This window comes from Dyadobacter sp. CY351 (genome assembly GCF_021502625.1).
Classification (GTDB): Bacteria; Bacteroidota; Bacteroidia; order Cytophagales; family Spirosomataceae; genus Dyadobacter; species Dyadobacter chenhuakuii.
In genome coordinates, this window is record NZ_JAKFFU010000012.1 from 151,216 (window position 1) to 167,675 (window position 16,460).

A 16,460-nucleotide genomic window follows, 5' to 3' on the forward strand; every position below is an offset into this window, starting at 1 on the left:
TTAAGAGTTTAATATGATCTCAATAATCTTCAATCAATTTTGGGCTGTAATAAGCATTTATCTCTTCCTGAGACGGTTGTTTCAGTGGCCTAACCACCCTGAAACCAACAAATGATGCACTTGTCATCCACCATTCGCTTTTTGGAAGCTGCGGATCCAGGATCTTCCATTCCGGTTTTGAAGCCGTGCGGGCCGCGCTGCGCAAGTCGGCAGGCTCATCGTCCCACGAACCACCGCGAACGGCCGTTGGATAAAGCTCGGTAACCGGAGCGTATTTTTCTCCCGCAGGTTGTTTTGCATAATAATCAGGAATGTACTGATCCAATGTCCACTCCATCACATTGCCATGCATATCATGCAAGCCGAAAGCATTGGGTTTCTTTAACCCGATTTTCTTGTAAGCGGCATCACTGTTTTTACGATGCCATGCATATTCGTCTAATTTAGATTCGTCGGCTCCAAATGAGTAAGCTGTTTTTGAACCTGCGCGGCACGCGTATTCCCATTCAGCCTCAGTCGGTAATCTGTAAAAAACACCTGTTTTTTCATATAGCCATTTGCAAAAATGAATGGCTGCATATTGGGTCATGTTAATCGCCGGATATCCGGATCTTCCCATACCGAACGACATATCTACATAGGGAGGACTTGGGCGAGTGCTGGCATCGGTCTTCTGAACACTTTTGTCGGGATCAGGGTGACGTGCTGCCATTTCCTTTTCCATGTTTTTGAAAGCGTAAAGGTCATATATGTCCCAGTTCACTTCGGTTTTGCCCATCCAGAAGGGCTCGATCTTTACTTTGTGCTGCGGGCCTTCGTCCGGTCTGCGACCTTTTTCGGAATCAGGACTTCCCATCATAAACTCGCCGCCGGGAATCGCGACCATATCGTAGACTTGCGGGCTACCTCCTATTTTTTGCGTATAATTCTTAAAATTGGGGTCTTGTGCTGCTGCGGTGAAACAAATGAAAACGGTTGAGAATAGGAATAAAAATTGCTTGGACATGATTTAAAATGTGTTCTATGGAACCATATAACTAAATATAAAGAGCAATATTATGCTATTTACCCTTTCAAAACGAATTTTTTCTTTGTTGTTTGAGATCTGTCCTACCTTTGTAGGAATTGAATTTTACTTTGGATCATGAATTACCTTTCAGCAGAAAATATAGCAAAGTCATTTGGCGATCAGTGGCTTTTTAAAAACATCAATTTTGGAATCAGCAGGGGCGACAAGGTTGCGCTCATCGGAACGAACGGAACGGGCAAGACCACTTTCCTGAACATTCTGACGGGCAAAATCCCGGCGGATGAGGGAGAAGTGAGCATTAGGAAAGATATTCGGGTTGGCTACCTGGATCAAAGTCCGGCTTTTGATGAGAGCCTTTCGGTGATTGATGTGATTTTTTCTTCAAACAATCCTGTGGCGCAAGTTGTTAAGCGCTACGAGCATGCCATTGAAACCGACAACCACGACGAACTTGCCGAAGTGATGGAGGATATGGACAAGTTTAATGCATGGGATTTTGAATACCGGACCAAGGAAATCCTGGGTCGTCTTGGCATTCACCACACGGAGAATCTTTTCGGAACATTATCCGGCGGGCAGCGCAAGCGTGTGGCTATGGCGAAAGTCTTGCTGGAAGATCCTGATTTACTTATCCTGGATGAGCCTACCAACCATTTGGACCTGGATACGGTGGAATGGTTGGAAAATTATCTTAATACGTCCAATACAACGCTTTTGGTGGTAACCCACGACCGGTATTTCCTGGACACAGTTTGTAATCAAATGCTTGAACTGGATCACGGATCGGCATATCCATATAAAGGGAACTACACTTACTTTCTCGAAAAAAAGGCGGAAAGAGAAGAAATGGAGGCTGCTGGCATCGATAAGGCGCGCAACTTAATGCGGAAGGAACTCGACTGGATCCGCCGTCAGCCCAAAGCACGCGGGACAAAGGCAAAATATCGTGTGGATGCATTTGAGGAATTAAAGGAGAAGGCAAGCCAGAAGAAGTTTGATACACAAATGGAGCTGAATGTCCGCACTTCGAGGCTGGGCAGCAAGATCATCGAGCTCGAAAATGTGAGCAAAGGATTTGGTGAAAGACAATTGATCAAAAACTTCGAATACACATTCAGGAAAGGCGACCGAATTGGTATTGTAGGCCAGAACGGGATGGGCAAGTCGACGCTCCTGAACATGATCACGGGCGAATTAATGCCGGATAAAGGTCAGATTGTTAAAGGGGAAACGGTTCAATTTGGTTACTACAAGCAGTCTGATCTTGTTTTTAATGAAAATCAGCGGGTGATCGACATTGTAAAAGATGTTGCAGAGGTGGTGCAGCTGGGAACCGGTGAGACGGTTACGGTCGGACATTTGTTACAGGCTTTCCTCTTTTCGCCTTCCAAACAATATGATTTTATCTCAAAACTCAGCGGTGGCGAGAAACGCAGGTTGCAGCTGCTTTTAATATTGATCAAACAGCCCAACTTCCTGATCCTGGATGAGCCTACGAACGATCTGGACATTGCGAGTTTGAATGTTTTGGAAGAGTTCTTATTGAATTTCCCAGGCTGCCTGGTAATCGTTTCCCACGACAGATATTTCCTCGACAGGCTTGTACAGCACATTTTTGTTTTTGAAGGAGAAGGGAAGATTAGTGATTTTCCTGGAAATTATACGGAGCTGCGTGAATATCAGGACGAACAGGAAGCGGAGAAAAAGGCTTCGGGAGGCAATGCAAATGCAGGCAAAAGCAATACAACCCACGTAATTCAACCTGTGAAGGAAACGGCAGCGCCCGTAGCGCCAACACCCGTTGCAGCTGCAACGCCAAAGCGCAAGCTAAGCTACAAAGAACAGAAGGAAATGGAGCAGCTGGAAGCTGATATAGCCAAAATGGAAGAGCAGAAAACGGGTTTAGTTGCCAAATTGCACGCTGGTGGATCACACGCAGAATTAGCACAATGGTCTAAGCAAATCGAGGAATTAACCGAAAGTCAGGCTGATAAGGAGATGCGCTGGCTTGAACTATCTGAAAATGCTTAAATTTGGCAGCATTGTGATCCTCTGTTCCGATTAGCCGTTTAAATCCGCATTATGAATTCAATCACCGAATTTTTTCAATATATCCTTAATTCCGAAGAGTTAATCCGCACAGGCGGCCTGCTGGTCATAACTTTCATCGTTTTTGCCGAAAACGGATTGTTCTTCGCCTTCTTCCTGCCTGGTGACTACCTTGTTTTTCTGGCTGGCGTTTTTTGTGGGACGGGCATACTGAGTGTTCCGATTGGAATTTTGCTGCTGTGTTTGTTTGGAGCCGCGGTAATAGGTTCGCTGGTTGGATATATTTTCGGAAAATACTTCGGTGATATGTTCGAAAACCGGCCGGATTCTTTCTTTTTTAAGAAAAAACACATTGAAACAACGCGGAAATATTTTGATAAATATGGAAGCAGAACATTGATTATCAGCCGTTTTCTTCCAATCGTCCGCACTTTTGCACCGATTTTGGCAGGCCTGGTAAAAATGACGGTTCCTGCGTTTATGATCAACAATGTTGCTGGCGGCGCAATCTGGATCGGGACATTAACGGGTGGCGGTTACCTTTTCGGCGAGCGCTTTCCGTGGATCGTTGATTATGTGCAGTACATTATCATTTTCTTCCTCGCGATCACTACATTCACCGTGATCAAAGGATATCTGAATGCAAGAAAGGAAATGGGTTAATGCTCACTTCCCTTCTTCTTCTTCGCGAAACCAGCCTGAATAGGTAATGTAATTATTGGCCGTCCGGTCGATCGCAGCATTCAGCTCCGTGGATACATCTTTCAGATATTTTGCCGGATTGCCCGCGTAAATTGTCCCCGGTGGGACTTTTGTTCCCTGTGTGACAATGGCGCCGGCAGCAACAATGGATCCGGTGCCGATCACCGCCCCGTCCATTACAATGGCGCCCATCCCGATCAGCACGTGGTCCTCAATCGTGCAACCGTGTACAATTGCATTGTGCGCAACCGACACATAACTGCCAATAGTGGTCGCAAAACGCTGATAAGTACAGTGAATCACAGCGCCATCCTGAATATTGGAATAGTCACCAATGCGAATGCTGTTCACATCGCCGCGCACCACAGCATTAAACCAAACCGTGCAATGGCTGCCCATCACCACATCACCTACAACAGTTGCGTTTTCAGCAAGCCAGCACGCTTCCCCGAAAGTGGGATTAAAGCCTCGCACAGATTTTATATACGGCATATTTTTCTTTTTTCGATTTGTGTAAAATAGGTAAACGAATGCTCCTTTTGTTGAATCGGGACAAAATTGTTGCCAAAAATTAAATATATTACGTTTTTGATCTTTAAGTCATGCCCACTATGCCATCAATCATGAAAATTTCAAAAGGAAGTCTGTTAATTGCCAAACCGTTTCTGGGAGATCCCAATTTTGAAAGAGGCGTTATTCTGATGTGCGAACACAACGAGCAAGGCAGCTTCGGCTTTGTACTGAACCAGATTACCGACCTTTTCCTGGGGGATGTTTTGGACGAAACCATTTATCAGGACATTGCTTTGCATCTGGGCGGACCCGTAGAGAAAAACACACTGCATTTCATTCACAGACGTCCCGACCTGGTTGCCGGTGGGGCGGAAATTATGCCGAATGTTTTTTGGGGAGGAGACTTTGATAAGGTAAAAATGCTCTTGAACCTGAACACCTTTCACGCTGACGATATCCGTTTCTTTATCGGCTACTCCGGATGGAGCGGCGGCCAGCTGGATGAGGAATTGAAGCAGGATTCCTGGATTGTTTCAAGCACCGATTCTGAATTTCTTTTTACAACTCCACCAGAAAATTTCTGGCGGGAAATCCTGCGTAATATGGGCGGCGAATACCGGTCTATTGCCCATTATCCCATCGATCCGCGGCTCAATTAAGCCGAAATCCGGTTAGTTAGGCCGGTCCAGCCCGTTGACAGATTCGTAGTCGGATTTGATCCTGCTCACTTCCCTAGTCAGGAATTTTTGTAATTGCTCATTAAAATCCGTCTTATCTTCTTCATTCAGAGAAGCGTAAAGATCTTTTAGTTCCTGGTTGATCTGCGCGCGCTCCTCGTCCGAGCTTGCATTCATCGAACGGATGTGAAATCGCTTAAAATCGAATTCCGGCATATTTTGTTTCATTTGGTTGTTTCAAAATTACGAAATGTCGCCGAACGAGAAAATCCTGCGCGGTGTTACGAGAAATATGACAATAATCACCCCAAATGAACCGGACATTCTTTTTTATATTTTTAACATTCATTCTTTTTGCAATTGATTGGTACGTTTGGCAGGGATTGCGCTTTGCGATCCGGAATCTAACGCCGCTTACACAACGCTGGATAGGAGGAACTTACTGGATTTTCACCGCAGCCACATTGGGAGCCTACATTTCGATGCAGCTTCTTCCGCCGGACTATTTCAAAAGCACGACGCGAACATTTGTTGTCGCATTTATTGCCATTCCTTATTTATCCAAACTGCTGGCCGTTCTCCTTTTGTTCCTGGACGACATTCGTCGTTTTTTACAATGGATAGCCAGCTTTTTCTTTCCATCGGCGGCACCTGTTCCCCCTGCAACCGGTGAGCCGGCCATTCCGCGTTCCCAATTTTTGACGACTACGGCGATGGTGGCGGGAGCTGGCCTGATGGGCACATTTGCTTACGGGATCATCTCCGGGGCGCATGATTACCGCATTCGCCGAGTCCGTATCCCGCTTAAAAATCTTCCCAAAGCATTTGACGGCATTAAGATCGCCCAATTATCGGACATTCATTCAGGAAGCTTTTTCAATAGAACAGCTGTGAAAGGAGGCGTGGAAATGTTGATGAAGGAGAAGCCGGATATCGCATTTTTCACCGGCGATCTTGTGAATGACCGCGCGCTGGAAGTGCGGGAATACATTGATATTTTTAATAAGATAAAGGCTCCGCTGGGTGTGCATTCGGTTTTGGGCAACCACGACTATGGTGATTATTTCCAATGGCCGAGCGTGGAAGCCAAAACGAGCAATCTGGCGGATCTGAGAAAAGCCCATCAGTTGCTGGGCTGGAATTTAATGCTGGACGAAAACCGTGCTATCCGCGTCGATGGAGAGGAAATCGGCTTGATAGGCATTCAAAACTGGGGTGCGGGGAATTTTGCCAAATACGGTAACCTGCAAAAGGCGTATCAGCATACGGAGGATTTTCCTGTCAAAATATTGCTTTCACATGATCCGAGCCATTGGCAAGCGCAGGTTTTGCCCAAATATAAAAATATCGACCTTGCACTGGCAGGTCATACGCATGGAATGCAGTTTGGGGTAGAGATCGCTGGATTAAAATGGAGCCCGGTACAATACAGGTACAAACAATGGGCAGGGCTATACACCGAAAACGACCAGCATTTGTATGTAAATCGTGGTTTTGGCTATTTGGGTTATCCGGGCCGTGTGGGTATTTTGCCTGAAATCGCTATCATTGAGTTGGTTAGGGCGTAACATTTAGGGAACTTGTAATTGGGTTGGATCAGTTATATAGGATAACAGCCTAAATGCGTTGAGTATATGAGGTTCTGTAATCCTAAAAATGAATATGATGACAAAATTTGCTTCCTTATTTCTCGTGCTCGCATTGATCTGCGGAATATCTGGTGTCAGCACAGTTAATGCAAAGCCAGCCAGCGCGAAGACAGAGCTTTTAGTCAAAAAGAAAAAGTATAAGGGTTACAAAAAGCCGAAATCCAAGAAATTCCTGGGAATATTCAAGCGGAAAACGGATTGCGGCTGTCCCAATCATTGACATTCCAATTGCATCAAAAATTGCATATAATCAAGAGTAAGCAGGGCCATCATTCTCTAAAAGATTCGATTGGATTTGCTTACTTTTGTCTTTTAAAAACCATCTAATATTGACGTTGTCAGCCCAAGTTGAATGAAAATTAATCTTCGGAACCAGGATAAATTTGAAAACCGTCACCACGGTAAAGATGCGCAGGAGTTGCAGGAAATGCTGAGCACGATTGGAGCCGCATCTCTGGATGAATTGATTGACCAGACACTTCCTCCGGCCATCAGATTGCAAAAGCCGTTGAACTTGCCAAGACCGAAAACCGAGCAGGAGTTTTTGCAGGGTATCCGGAAGATCGCAAGTAAAAATGCTGTTTTGAAATCATACATCGGAACAGGTTATTACGACACCATTACGCCTAATGTAATTCTGCGGAACATTCTGGAAAATCCAGCCTGGTACACGGCTTACACGCCTTACCAAGCCGAAATCGCACAAGGCAGGCTCGAAATGCTATTGAATTTCCAGACCGTGATTACGGATTTGACAGGAATGGAAATAGCAAATGCTTCACTTCTGGATGAAGCGACGGCGGCTGCGGAGGCAATGACCATGCTGCACAGCCTGCGTCCGGCATCACGTAAAAAAGCAAACACATTTTTCGTGTCGGAACTTTGCCATCCGCAAACCATTGACCTGATTCATACGAGAGCGAAGCCCATTGGCATTGACGTTATCGTAGGAAACCACGCAACCGTGGATCTTACAGACGAGAATTTATACGGTGTGCTGGTTCAATATCCGGCAACCAATGGTGAAGTCATTGACTACACAGACTTTATAGCCTCTGCGCACGAGCAAGGACTTTCCGTTGCTGTGGCTGCTGACTTGCTCGCATTAACATTGCTGAAATCGCCAGGCGAAATGGGAGCGGATGTGGTTGTGGGTTCCTCACAGCGGTTTGGCGTTCCTATGGGTTATGGCGGTCCGCACGCGGCTTATTTCGCAACGAAAGATTCATTCAAAAGACATATACCAGGCCGGATTATCGGTGTTTCTGTGGATACGGAAGGGAATCGTGCGTTGCGCATGGCCTTGCAGACCCGGGAACAACATATCCGTCGGGAAAAGGCAACTTCCAACATTTGTACTGCACAAGTTCTTTTGGCAGTGATTGCAGGTGCTTACTCCGTTTATCACGGACCGGAAGGCATCAAGAACATTGCCGCCCGCGTTCACGGACTCACGAAGCTTTTTGTAGACACCATCAAACAGTTCCATTACGAAGTCGTAACCGAACATTACTTTGATACTGTCACGGTTAAGACTGGTTTGACCAGAAAACTGCGTGAAACGGCGGTGAAGTGGGGCATTAACCTCAAATACAATGGTGAGGAAAGCGTTTCGGTTTCATTTGATGAGGCCAAAACCTTCGACGATGTCATTTCGCTATTGAATGTGTTTGCCGAAGTTTCTGGCTTCCAGGGTGAAATGGTAATTGATGAAGAACTTGAACTGGATCTGCCTGCAAATCTTGCCCGCACATCCGAATATCTGACACATCCCGTTTTCAATACGCACCATACTGAGCACGAAATGCTGCGTTACTTGAAATCACTTGAAAATAAAGATTTATCACTGGTGCATTCCATGATTTCGTTGGGCAGCTGTACCATGAAACTGAATGCAACGGCTGAAATGATCCCGTTGACCTGGCCGGAATTTGGTGCGATCCACCCGTTCGCTCCTACCAATCAGGTTGGCGGTTATGCGCAGCTGGTAAGCGAGCTGAATATCTGGCTTTGCGAAATCACCGGATTTGCAGCAATGTCATTCCAGCCTAATTCGGGCGCACAAGGCGAGTATGCCGGCTTAATGGCGATTCGTGCTTATCATGAAAGTCGTAGCGACGTGCACCGGAATGTTGCATTAATCCCTTCTTCGGCACACGGCACCAACCCTGCATCGGCTGTAATGGCGGGAATGAAAGTGGTGGTTACCAAATGTGACGAAAGAGGAAATATTGATGTAGCGGATTTAAGAGCGAAAGCGGAGCAATATAAAGACGAGCTTTCTTGCTTAATGGTCACTTATCCTTCAACACACGGTGTATATGAGGAGAGTATCATTGAAATTTGCGAAATGATCCATTCATTTGGCGGTCAGGTTTATATGGATGGTGCCAATATGAATGCGCAGGTTGGACTTACCAGTCCGGCAACCATTGGCGCTGACGTTTGCCATCTGAATCTGCATAAAACATTCTGTATCCCTCACGGTGGTGGCGGACCCGGCGTTGGCCCGATTGGTGTCGCTGAGCATTTGATGCCTTTCCTTCCAAGCCACGTTAATTTCAGCACGCAGCCTGAGCATTTGCCAGCAGGCGAAGCAGGAGCCGTTTCTGCCGCACCTTACGGAAGCGCAAGCATTCTGACCATTTCCTACGCATACATTGCCATGATGGGAGAGGCGGGACTAACGAATGCAACCAAATATGCCATTCTGAATGCCAATTATATCAAAGAGCGCCTGAGCGGACATTACGATGTGCTTTATACAGGCACAAACGGTCGCTGCGCACATGAAATGATCCTGGATTGCCGGTCGTTCAAAGCGGCTGGTGTGGAAGCGGAAGATCTGGCGAAACGGTTGATGGATTATGGGTTCCACGCGCCAACATTGTCATTCCCTGTTGCAGGAACATTGATGATCGAGCCGACGGAATCTGAATCGAAGGCTGAACTCGATCGTTTTTGTGACACAATGATTGCGATCAGAAATGAAATTCGGGAAATTCAGGATGGTGTCGCAGATCGCACGGATAATGTGCTTAAAAATGCGCCGCATACTTCCCGGATCCTGTTAAGTGAAAATTGGAACAGATCTTACAGCCGCGAAAAAGCAGCATTCCCATTGCCGCATTTGCGTTTTAATAAGTTCTGGCCAAGTGTAAGCCGCGTTGACAGCGCTTACGGCGATAGAAACTTGATCTGCTCTTGCATCCCTGTTGAAGCTTATGCAGAAGTTGAAGCCAATTGAGAAGCGATAAATATTAATAGCTAGCCCTTTTTCCCAGGATTAAAATCCTGGGTGAAATATGGGTCGCCGGTGACCCGGCTGGCATCTTACAAGCCGCATAGCGGCATTCTATACTTTGCCCCAGGATTTATCCTGGGGATAACAAAAGATCTATTCAGGGATAACAAAAGATTTATAATGGGATTATAAAAATCTATCCTGGAGATCAAAAGATTTATTTTTGATCATAAAAGAAAAAAGGAAATGCTCGGTCGAGCATTTCCTTTTTTCTTTTATTAATGAAGCAGATATTGCTTAGAAATGTCTTTCGCCAATTTCTCTTTTACCCAACATCACCGCACCCACCATCGCTACTAAAAGGAGAATGGAAACCAACTCAAATGGAAGCAGATAATCCCTGAAAAGTAAATGTCCAAGGTTTTCGATCATCCCGATTTGTGAATCAAACTGCTGCGGATCAAATCCTGGGATAATGCTTTTGCGATATGCCCCGAAAAGGATCACAAATACAGTTCCGCCGACAATTGTGGCCGCAATTTTGGTTAAGTTGGTTTTAGACTCTTCATTGTCCTGTTTCATATTCAAGAACATGATCACGAAGAGGAAGAGAACCATGATTGCTCCCGCGTAGACGATTATGTTAACAGCCGCCAGAAACTGCGCATTAAGCAGGATGTAATGTCCTGAGAGCGTAAAGAACGTCAGGATCAGATACAGGACGCTGTGGATCGGGTTGCGCGAAACAACCACCATTACTGCGCTGAGTACAGTCAGGAATGACAGGAAATAGAAAAACGAAATAACTGAATTCATAAAATTAAATAGCTGATATGCTCAATGAATGTGTTCAGGGAATGGCTCTCGGAACAACATTGGTAACTTCACCGCTGGCTTTTCTCAAGTCCAATGCGCGGGCTTCTTCTTTGGTCCAGGCCTCGCGGGTATATCTGTTGTTCATGTCTTCAACCAACAGGTCTTTTCCCCAGATCACCTGGTCGCGCTCCGCGAATACTGGCACGAACTCATCGTGGCGTAAATAAACGGCTTGTTTCGGACAAGCTTCTTCGCAAAGTCCGCAGAAAATGCATCTCAGCATATTCACCTCGTAAACCGCCGCATATTTTTCTTCGCGATACAGCTTTTCTTCTCCTTTTTCACGCTCAGCAGCCACAATTTGAATGGCTTCTGCCGGACAAGCAACGGCGCATAACCCGCAGGCTGTGCAACGTTCCCGGCCATCTTCATCCCTTTTCAAAATGTGCCTTCCCCGGAAAACCGGGCCCAGGTAACGCTTCACTTCAGGATATTGAATGGTTACTTTTTTCGCAAAAAAGTGCTTAATGGTGATCGCTAGTCCTGTTGCAATAGCAGGCAAGTAGGCGCGTTCCATCAGCGTCATTTCTTTATTGCTTACTTGCTTAGAGCGATTTGTCAGTTGCATGGCAATGTGTTTTTATTAATTCAACCACGCAGTTACCAGCGGCTTAAGAAAAAGCACGGCAGCACCGGTGATAATAATATTAAAAATAGCAAGCGGGATCAGTTTCTTCCAGCCCAAATTCATCAGCTGATCGTAGCGGAAACGTGGAATAGTCCAGCGCACCCACATGTAGAAGAAGATGAAAAACAACGCTTTTCCGAAAAATACAGCGGTTCCGATCAATGTAGCAGCATTATGTCCCGTTTCCGGACCGAATGCTTGCGTCAGTTGCGTATAAACCCAGTCCATTCCGGGATAGTTGTATCCGCCAAAATAAAGAACCGAGATAATGGCCGATGAAATGAACATATTAATGTATTCGGCAAAGAGATAAAAGCCAAGTTTCATACTTCCATACTCTGTGTGGTAACCGCCTACAAGCTCTGTTTCGCACTCTGGAAGGTCAAAAGGCACACGGTTACATTCAGCAAATGAGCAGGTGATGAAAATAATGAAGCCCAATGGCTGGTAAAAAATATTCCAGTTGCCGCCGTGCTGCTGCGCCACGATTTCACCCAATGAAAGCGAGCTGCTCATCATCAGGATTGCAATCAGCGAAAGGCCCATAGCCACTTCATAACTAATGTTCTGCGAAGCTGCGCGGATGGCACCAAGCAGCGAAAATTTGTTGTTGGAAGCCCAGCCGCCGACCATAATGCCGTAAACGCCTAACGCCACAACACCAAAAACGTAAAGAATACCAATGTTGGATTCCACGCCTTGCAAAGCAACTTCATGACCATTGATCCGGAAAGTGCTTCCAAAAGGAATTACAGCGCTGGCAAGCAAAGCCGTAAGCATCGCCAAACTTGGTCCTGCGATAAAAAGCCATTTGTTAGCCAGGGCAGGAATAAAATCTTCTTTAAAAAACATTTTACCCGCATCAGCAAGCGGCTGCAGCAAGCCACCCGGTCCTGCCCGGTTCGGGCCCATCCTGTCCTGGATAAAGCCGGCAACTTTGCGTTCGCCCCAGGTTGAATACATGGCAATGACCAGGGTAAGAACAAAAACAACGAATATTGTTGCGGTTTTAATGAGAAACTCCGTTAAATCCATTTTTTTGTAAACAAGGTTAAAAACAGGCTGTCAGGCCGTTGAACTAGTTATTTTTTGCCAACAATGAGCGGTGATTTGCTTTGTCGTTGTTTTCGATGCTTTGGTGACGAATCGTTTCTTCATCCGTAACGAAAGGACGTGTATCGTCAATTTTTTTGTAAGAACTGTCCGCCAGTTTTATAGCGAAATCAGGTTTCTTCACAAGATCAGCGCGGTATTTGTTGGCTGAAATAACAGAACTGCGTTTTACTTTGGTAGGACCTTCAAGCACCCAGTCGCTGGTTTTTTTCTTTTCAAAACGGCAGGTGTTGCAAATGAAATCGTTGACTTCTCCCCAGGTATTTTTGCGGGCAGTAACCCTGATAATTTCGTCTCCTCTGTACCAAACTGTCGTTTTACCGCAGCATTTGTCGCAATCGCGGTGCGCATCCTCGGGTTTGGTAAACCAAACGCGGTTTTTGAAACGGAAAGTTTTGTCGGTCAAAGCGCCTACGGGACAAACGTCGATCACATTCCCGGAGAAATCATTATCGATCGCTTTTTCAATGTAAGTGCTGATTTCAGAAGCATCTCCGCGGTTCATTACACCGTGTACACGCTTGTTTGTGATCTGGTCGGCCGTGTAAACGCAGCGATAGCAAAGAATGCAGCGCGTCATGTGCAGCTGCACATACGGACCAATGTCGATTTTATCAAAAGTCCTCCTATCTTCCTCGTAACGCGTTTTTACAGAGCCATGCTCGAATGCAAAATCCTGCAAATGACATTCTCCCGCCTGATCGCAAATAGGGCAGTCGAGCGGGTGGTTGATCAGCAGGAATTCAACAATGCTTTTTCGCGTGTCAAGTACGGCCGGATTTGTTGTGTTTTCAACAACCATTCCTTCCTGAACTTGGGTAATACAAGATGGGACCAGCTTCGGCATTGGCCTCGGATCTTTTGCTGAACCTTGCGCTACGCGCACAAGGCACGCCCGGCACTTGCCACCGGAGGCAGTCAATGGCTTATAGAAACACATTGCAGGAGGCACAAGCGCTGCCTGACTTTCGTCCGCTTCCGCAATCTTCCGCGCAGCCTGCATGATCGTTGTTCCCGGTTCCACCTCGACTTCAATGCCGTCGAATGTAATTTTTACTAACTGAGGTTTGGTCTCTTCCATGCCAAAAATTATATCATTATGCTATTTGTCGGCCTCGTAAATATCGTATGGGCCCACGGTTGAGCTATATTTTAAAGTGTTTGTAAAATCAACATTGAGAATGTTAACAGGCACAATCCCTTTCAATGAAATTACATATTTAATATCCTTTCTCCTAACCATGCTCTTAAATTTGTCAAAGCTAAAGGTTCCGTTCAGATCTGCCAGATAAACAAGGTCAGGAAATGGTATTAACGCATTATTGACTAAAAAATGATTCAGGAAATAACCTTCCATTTGATTCCCGCCGCAAATATAAACCCACTCCTTCGGTTTCAAGTTTTTCTCTTTATATAAATATTCCGAGACATTACGCTCATCTATATAATGGCGCTCAAAGTTTGAATGGATCACCGATTTGTATTTCATAAAAACAAACAGTGTACAATGCAAAAACGCGAGCACCATATAGAACGACGCTCCCATTTTCAAAAGACTCTGATCAAAACGATATGCATTAGCCGGATGCGTAATGAAAAGTGTAACCTGGATCACTGCCAGCAACAGATAATCCTGATAATAGCCAACGCCCGCACCAATTTTGAATGCTGTTGAAGTCGAGAAAATAAAAGACAAAAAGCAGCAAAGTGTCAGAAACAAAAGGAAATTGGAATACTTGTGATAAACGATATAACCGCTTACAATAATGTTGGCAATAATCAGGGGAGCAAATTGCAAAAGCCAGTGTTGAAACGTCCAGTCGTAAAACCATTCCCAGCTTGCTGAATTGGCAACACCTCCGATAATGTTGGTAAAAAACAGCTCAATCGTGTTGATAGGAAGGATCGCGAGGTAAAAGCCCATTATCAAAATACCAAACGCAGTCAGGCTCACCAGCGTTTTCCACTCCCGCTTTAATATCCAGTAAACCCCCGCTGAAATAGCCAGGATCGCTCCGCTTTGCTTTACAAAAAATGCCGTTACTGCAATGAAAATGGCGGCATAGAACCAAAATTGGTTGCCATCTTCCTTCAATGCATTGTAGCAGAAAAATATAAAGACAGTGGTTAGCAGGATCAGTAAACTGTCAGGTCGTGAAGTGGTTAAAAGCCAGAAGCTCAGGACGTGAAAAATGTATAAAGCTGCAATGATGGCAATGAAGGGCTTTTTGGTAACCCGGTTCAGAAATATTCCAGCCAGTCCAACCGTAGCCAAAACAAAAATATTTGACCATAACCTGCTTGCAAGGTAAATCTTATGCACTTCAAGCGCCGACCAACCCACGACCTTGCAAAAGGTGGCGACAATGGTCGAGTAAATCGGTGCGTATTGGGATAACCTGAATGGTGCATCCTCCGGATCCAGGTAAATCGGGCTGCCCGATACGACAAGTTGGATAGGGACAATCGTGCTGCCCTCGCTTCCTGAAATATCGGGGTGATAGCTGATGGATGCCTGGAATTTGATTATCAATAATATCAATGCGCTGATGAGCCCGAAGAACAAAGCGATCATGAAGGACTTATCCCGGACCCAAATCAGCGATTTATTGATTTCCATTATACTAATGCCATTTCGCCCTGGTATACTGCGCCGGGCTGCGATGCTTCGTGTGGATGGGTAATGTGCCACATGAACTCATCCCTGAAATGCCGGATCGCGCTGGCAACCGGCCAGGCAGCGGCGTCTCCCAATGGACAAATGGTGTTACCTTCTATTTTTTTAGATATATCAACCAACAAATCAATGTCATGCATGCTTCCGTGGCCATGCTCAATGCGGTGAAGCACTTTTTCCATCCAGCCAGTTCCTTCGCGGCAAGGGCTGCATTGTCCGCAGGATTCGTGGTGATAAAAACGGGAGAAATTCCAGGTGTTGCGAACGATACAAGCTGTTTCATCAAAAACAATGAATCCACCCGAACCTAACATGGTTCCCGTCGCAAATCCACCATCCGACAATGATTCATAGCTCATCAGGCGATCTTCGCCATTAGCCGTTTTCATGATCAGATGGGCTGGCAAAATGGGGACAGACGATCCTCCCGCAACTAGTGCTTTCAAATGATGTCCTTTTCTGACACCACCGCAGTATTCGTCGGAATTCAGGAATTCTTCAACACTGACACCCAATTCAATTTCGTAAACCCCGGGCTTATTAATGTGTCCCGAAGCAGAAATCAGCTTCGTTCCTGTGCTGCGGCCTACACCAATGGCTGCATAAGCATCTCCGCCATTGTTAATGATCCAAGGCATATTGGAGATAGACTCCACATTATTCACCACAGTAGGGCTTTGATATAAACCTTTTACTGCCGGGAATGGCGGCTTGTTTCTTGGGTTTCCTCTTTTACCTTCTAATGATTCCAAAAGCGCCGTTTCTTCACCGCAAATGTATGCGCCTCCTCCCGGCTGAACGATCAGTTCGAGATCGTAACCGCTTCCTAATATATTTTTGCCAAGAAAACCCTGTGCTTTTGCTTCTTCAATGGCCTTCTCCAAAATACGGATCACATACATCAGCTCGCCACGCACGTATATAAACGATTTGTTGGCGCCCAATGCAAAGCTGGATATGATCATTCCTTCAATCAGCAAATGCGGAATGCATTTCATCAAATGGTGATCTTTGAATGTTCCCGGCTCGGATTCATCCGCATTGCACACCAGATAACGCGGAACGCCTTCTGGTTTAGCCAAAAAGCCCCATTTCATGCCCATTGGAAAACCTGCACCGCCTCTTCCACGCACACCCGACTTCTTTGCTTCTTCCACAACTTCTTCCGGAGTCATGGATTTTATTGCTTTTTCAACGGCCGTATATCCTCCCTTTTGACGATAAACGTCGAAAGTTTCGATACCCGGTGTATTAATATGTTCCGTTAAGATCTTTATAGCCATTTGAGGATCAATTTCAGCT

At 45.6% G+C, this 16,460-nt stretch carries 15 protein-coding genes; 6 read left to right on the forward strand and 9 right to left on the reverse strand.

Translation table 11 applies throughout. From position 1 onward, the window contains the following. Positions 1-19 precede the first annotated feature (19 nt). Positions 20-1,006, reverse strand: coding sequence for a formylglycine-generating enzyme family protein (locus tag L0660_RS21275; RefSeq protein WP_233794840.1), 987 nt, complete (start codon positions 1,004-1,006; stop codon positions 20-22). A 138-nt stretch (positions 1,007-1,144) separates the two neighbouring features. Between L0660_RS21275 and L0660_RS21280 the strand changes: the two genes are divergently transcribed. Both L0660_RS21280 and L0660_RS21285 read left to right on the forward strand, forming a co-directional pair. Beyond that, entirely contained in the window at positions 1,145-3,061 is a 1,917-nt protein-coding gene (locus L0660_RS21280; protein ID WP_235161236.1) for an ABC-F family ATP-binding cassette domain-containing protein, read from the forward strand. Positions 3,062-3,112: 51 nt separating this feature from the next. Then, entirely contained in the window at positions 3,113-3,742 is a 630-nt protein-coding gene (locus L0660_RS21285) for a DedA family protein (protein WP_233794842.1), read from the forward strand. Between the two features lie 3 nt (positions 3,743-3,745). Here L0660_RS21285 and L0660_RS21290 read toward each other — a convergent pair whose 3' ends face one another. After that, positions 3,746-4,273 (reverse strand): gamma carbonic anhydrase family protein, encoded by a 528-nt coding sequence (locus L0660_RS21290; protein ID WP_235161237.1) that lies wholly within the window; start codon positions 4,271-4,273, stop codon positions 3,746-3,748. 119 nt (positions 4,274-4,392) lie between these two features. Here L0660_RS21290 and L0660_RS21295 point away from each other — a divergent pair, with 119 nt between their 5' ends. Then, a complete protein-coding gene (locus L0660_RS21295; protein ID WP_235161238.1) occupies positions 4,393-4,953 on the forward strand; it encodes a YqgE/AlgH family protein in 561 nt (186 codons plus the stop codon). A gap of 12 nt (positions 4,954-4,965) precedes the next feature. On the opposite strand, the gene L0660_RS21300 is transcribed toward L0660_RS21295, so the two are convergent. After that, positions 4,966-5,187 carry a hypothetical protein gene (locus tag L0660_RS21300; protein ID WP_235161332.1) on the reverse strand — a complete coding sequence of 74 codons (222 nt, stop codon included), beginning with the start codon at positions 5,185-5,187 and terminating at the stop codon, positions 4,966-4,968. A gap of 95 nt (positions 5,188-5,282) precedes the next feature. Between L0660_RS21300 and L0660_RS21305 the strand changes: the two genes are divergently transcribed. The 3 genes from L0660_RS21305 (at position 5,283) to gcvP (ending at position 9,867) form a co-directional block, all read left to right on the forward strand. Further along, complete coding sequence (locus tag L0660_RS21305) at positions 5,283-6,539, forward strand: metallophosphoesterase (RefSeq protein WP_235161239.1); 1,257 nt, start codon at positions 5,283-5,285, stop codon at positions 6,537-6,539. A gap of 94 nt (positions 6,540-6,633) precedes the next feature. Continuing rightward, complete coding sequence (locus tag L0660_RS21310; protein ID WP_235161240.1) at positions 6,634-6,840, forward strand: hypothetical protein; 207 nt, start codon at positions 6,634-6,636, stop codon at positions 6,838-6,840. 132 nt (positions 6,841-6,972) lie between these two features. Continuing rightward, the gene (gene gcvP / locus L0660_RS21315) at positions 6,973-9,867 is read left to right on the forward strand and encodes an aminomethyl-transferring glycine dehydrogenase (RefSeq protein ID WP_235161241.1); all 2,895 of its coding nucleotides are present in this window, start codon (positions 6,973-6,975) and stop codon (positions 9,865-9,867) included. A 294-nt stretch (positions 9,868-10,161) separates the two neighbouring features. On the opposite strand, the gene L0660_RS21320 is transcribed toward gcvP, so the two are convergent. From L0660_RS21320 to nuoF, 6 genes are read right to left on the reverse strand one after another with little or no spacing between them, the layout of a single operon-like run. Then, positions 10,162-10,680 (reverse strand): NADH-quinone oxidoreductase subunit J, encoded by a 519-nt coding sequence (locus tag L0660_RS21320; RefSeq protein ID WP_233794848.1) that lies wholly within the window; start codon positions 10,678-10,680, stop codon positions 10,162-10,164. A 34-nt stretch (positions 10,681-10,714) separates the two neighbouring features. Beyond that, positions 10,715-11,308: an NADH-quinone oxidoreductase subunit I gene (locus tag L0660_RS21325; protein ID WP_235161242.1), complete on the reverse strand. Its 594-nt coding sequence runs from the start codon at positions 11,306-11,308 to the stop codon at positions 10,715-10,717. A 15-nt stretch (positions 11,309-11,323) separates the two neighbouring features. Next, complete coding sequence (gene nuoH / locus L0660_RS21330; RefSeq protein WP_235161243.1) at positions 11,324-12,403, reverse strand: NADH-quinone oxidoreductase subunit NuoH; 1,080 nt, start codon at positions 12,401-12,403, stop codon at positions 11,324-11,326. A 43-nt stretch (positions 12,404-12,446) separates the two neighbouring features. Then, the gene (locus L0660_RS21335; RefSeq protein ID WP_026629374.1) at positions 12,447-13,562 is read right to left on the reverse strand and encodes a 2Fe-2S iron-sulfur cluster-binding protein; all 1,116 of its coding nucleotides are present in this window, start codon (positions 13,560-13,562) and stop codon (positions 12,447-12,449) included. A gap of 21 nt (positions 13,563-13,583) precedes the next feature. Continuing rightward, a complete protein-coding gene (locus L0660_RS21340) occupies positions 13,584-15,101 on the reverse strand; it encodes a glycosyltransferase family 39 protein (RefSeq protein WP_235161244.1) in 1,518 nt (505 codons plus the stop codon). After that, positions 15,101-16,441, reverse strand: a complete 1,341-nt coding sequence (gene nuoF / locus L0660_RS21345) for an NADH-quinone oxidoreductase subunit NuoF (protein ID WP_235161245.1) — start codon at positions 16,439-16,441, stop codon at positions 15,101-15,103. The genes L0660_RS21340 and nuoF overlap by 1 nt, the downstream gene beginning before the upstream one ends. Between the last annotated feature and the right edge of the window lie 19 nt (positions 16,442-16,460).